The organism is Inquilinus limosus MP06 (genome assembly GCF_000767795.1).
GTDB classification, from domain to species: domain Bacteria; phylum Pseudomonadota; class Alphaproteobacteria; order DSM-16000; family Inquilinaceae; genus Inquilinus; species Inquilinus limosus_E.
The window spans coordinates 1-2,939 of sequence record NZ_JANX01000682.1; the positions used below are offsets into that span (position 1 = coordinate 1).

The following is a 2,939-nucleotide window of genomic DNA, read 5'->3' on the forward strand; positions in this document are numbered from 1 at the left end:
GGCCTTGTAGAGATAGGCGATGCCCTCCTCGGTCACGACATGGGAGACGTCGTCGCCATAGATCATCACCGGGGCCACCGGCATGCCGCTGTTGCGGCCGACCTCGACCGCGTCGAGGGTGTCGACGAAGGCCGGCACGCCGCCTGCCTTGAAGGTCTCGACCGTCTGCACCACCAGCTTGCGGCCGCGGGCGACCGGCGCCTTGGAGGTCATCAGGCTCAGCCAGGCGTCGCTGGCGTGGCGGCGGCCGCGCGGGTCGTGGCCCATGTTCGGCGCGCCGCCGAAGCCGGCCAGCCGGCCCAGCGTGACGGTGGAGGAATTGCCGTCCGCATCCATCTGCAGGGTCGACCCGATGAACAGGTCGACGCCGTACTGCCCGGCCAGCTGGCAGAACACGCGGTTCGACCGCAGGCTGCCGTCGCGGCCGACGAAGAAGATGTCCGGCCGGGCGCGGATATACTCCTCCATCCCGACCTCGCTGCCGAAGCAGTGGATGCTCTCGACCCAGCCGCTCTCGATCGCCGGGATCAGCGTCGGATGCGGGTTCAGCGCCCAGTTGCGGCAGATCTTGCCCTTCAGCCCCAGGCTCTCGCCATAGGTCGGCAGCAGCAGCTCGACGGCCGCGGTGTCGAAGCCGATGCCGTGGTTCAGCGCGGTGACGCCGTGCCGCTCGTAGATCCCGCGGATGATCATCATCCCCATCAGGATCTGCAGCTCGCCGATATGGCGCGGGTCGCGGGTGAACAGCGGCTCGACCGCGAAGGGCCGGTCGGCCTCGACCACGAAATCGACCCAGGAGGCCGGGATGTCGACCCGCGGCAGCTCGTCGACGATCTCGTTGACCTGGGCCACCACCACGCCGTGGCGGAAGGCCGTGGCCTCGACGATGGTCGGCGTGTCCTCGGTGTTGGCGCCGGTGTAGAGGTTGCCGTGCCGGTCCGCCTTCTCGGCGCAGACCAGCGCCACCTGCGGCGTCAGGTCGACGAACATCCGGGCATAGAGCTCGACATAGGTGTAGATCGCGCCGATCTCGAGCTTGCCGTCCTCCAGCAGCTGCGCCACCCGCAGGCTCTGCGGCCCGGCGAAGGAGAAGTCGACCTTGCGGGCGATGCCGCGCTCGAACAGGTCGAGATGCTCGGGCCGGCCGAGGGTCGAGATCAGCAGGTGCAGGTCGTGCACCTCGGCTGGGTCGAGGGCGGCCAAAGCGCGGGACAGGAAGTCGGCCTGCTTCTGGTTGTCGCCCTCCAGCGCCACGCGGTCGCCCGGCTCGATCAGCGCCGCCAGCGCGTCGCCGATCCGGGCCGGATCGAGAATCGGGCCGTCGGCGAAAGCGGCGGCACGCTCCAGGCGCCTTTGCTTGCAGGCGGGCAGCGTCGACCAGGGCTGATCCATGGTGTGTCTCCGCAGCGGGTCGGATCGACGGCTCAGTGTATACGAATGCCGCCGGTACTCGGGAATATGAATACAGAGATTGCGCTTGGCAAGGCGTTGGGATACGATATCGTCGTTAAAATCAATTAACGTGCACGGGGAGGCCTGGAATTGGCCCTTCAGGATACGCCCGCCGACGACCGCGCGTCATTGTCGGAACGCATCCGCCTGGCGCTGACCGACGAGATCTCCACCGGCCGCATGCCGCCCGGCACGGTGCTGGACGAGGCGCAACTGGCCGAGACCTACGGCGCTTCCCGCACCCCGGTGCGCGACGCAGTGCGCCAGCTGGCCGCCGCCGGGCTGGTCGAGATCCGGCCCCGCCGCGGCATCGTCGTGCTGCCGATGACGATCGAGACCCTGTCCGAGATGTTCGAGGTCACGGCCGAGATCGAGGCGATGTGCGCCCGCATGGCCACCAACCGGATGACGGCGCTGGAGCGCGGCGCGCTGGTCGAGCTGCACGAGGAGTCGGAGGCGCTGCTGGACTCAGGCGACATCGCCGGCTACGACGCCTTCAACCTGGCCTTCCACGAGGGCATCTACCGGGCCACCCACAACGGCTTCCTGGTCGAGCACGCGCTGCAGCTGCGCGCCCGGCTGCTGCCGTTCCGGCGCACCCAGCTGCGCTATCCCAACCGCCTGGTGCATTCGCGCGACGAGCATGGCCGGATCCTGCGGGCGATGACCCGCGGCGACCCGGACGAGGCCGCCTTCGCCATGCGCGAGCACATGCTGAACGCCGGCAGCGCCCTGGCGAGATTCCTGACGCTGGACCCGGCCGGCTGACGCTTCCGGGAACGGGGCTTCGCAAGACCAGAATGACAAGAAAAGGGGAAACGCGTGTCCGCGCAGATCGCATCCATCCTCGGGCTGGTGGTGATGTTCGTCGTCGCCACCGCCCTGCCGATCAATATGGGCGCCCTCGGCTTCGCCGCGGCCTTCCTGGTCGGCCAGGTCTTCGTCGGCATGTCGGCCACGCAGATCCTGGCCGGCTTCCCGGGCGACCTGTTCGTCACCCTGGTCGGCATCACCTATCTCTTCGCCATCGCCCAGAACAACGGCACGGTCGACTGGCTGGTGCACTACGCCGTGCGCCTGGTCGGCGGCCGCATCTCGGTGATCCCCTGGGTGATGTTCGCGGTGTCCGCGGTGCTCACCGCCATCGGCGCGGTCAGCCCCGGCGCGGTCGCCATCATCGCGCCGATCGCGCTGCGCTTCGCCGCCCGCTACCGGATCCACCCGATGCTGATGGGGCTGATGGTGGTGCATGGCGCCCAGGGCGGCGGCTTCTCCCCGATCAGCATCTATGGCGGCATCACCAACCAGGTGGTGAAGAACGCCGGGCTGCCGGGCGACGAGATCGTGCTGTTCCTGTCCAGCCTGGCCTTCAACGCCGCGGTGGCGCTGGTGATCTTCTTCGTGTTCGGCGGCCACCGCCTGCCGATGCGGCGCCCGTCCGAGGATTTCGAGGGGCTGGTCGACGCCGTGCCGGCCGGCGCCTCGGT

The 2,939-nt window shown here is 68.9% G+C and carries 3 protein-coding genes; 2 read left to right on the forward strand and 1 reads right to left on the reverse strand.

The window, feature by feature from the left end:
• Positions 1–1,392 (reverse strand): malonate decarboxylase subunit alpha (gene mdcA, locus P409_RS30745; RefSeq protein WP_034847421.1); only part of this gene is annotated, 1,392 nt, incomplete at its 3' end.
• Between the two features lie 150 nt (positions 1,393–1,542).
• Between mdcA and P409_RS30750 the strand changes: the two genes are divergently transcribed.
• Positions 1,543–2,220 (forward strand): GntR family transcriptional regulator, encoded by a 678-nt coding sequence (locus P409_RS30750; protein WP_034847423.1) that lies wholly within the window; start codon positions 1,543–1,545, stop codon positions 2,218–2,220.
• A gap of 54 nt (positions 2,221–2,274) precedes the next feature.
• On the forward strand, positions 2,275–2,939 hold a 665-nt coding region (locus tag P409_RS30755), incomplete at its 3' end, for an SLC13 family permease (protein ID WP_274519188.1).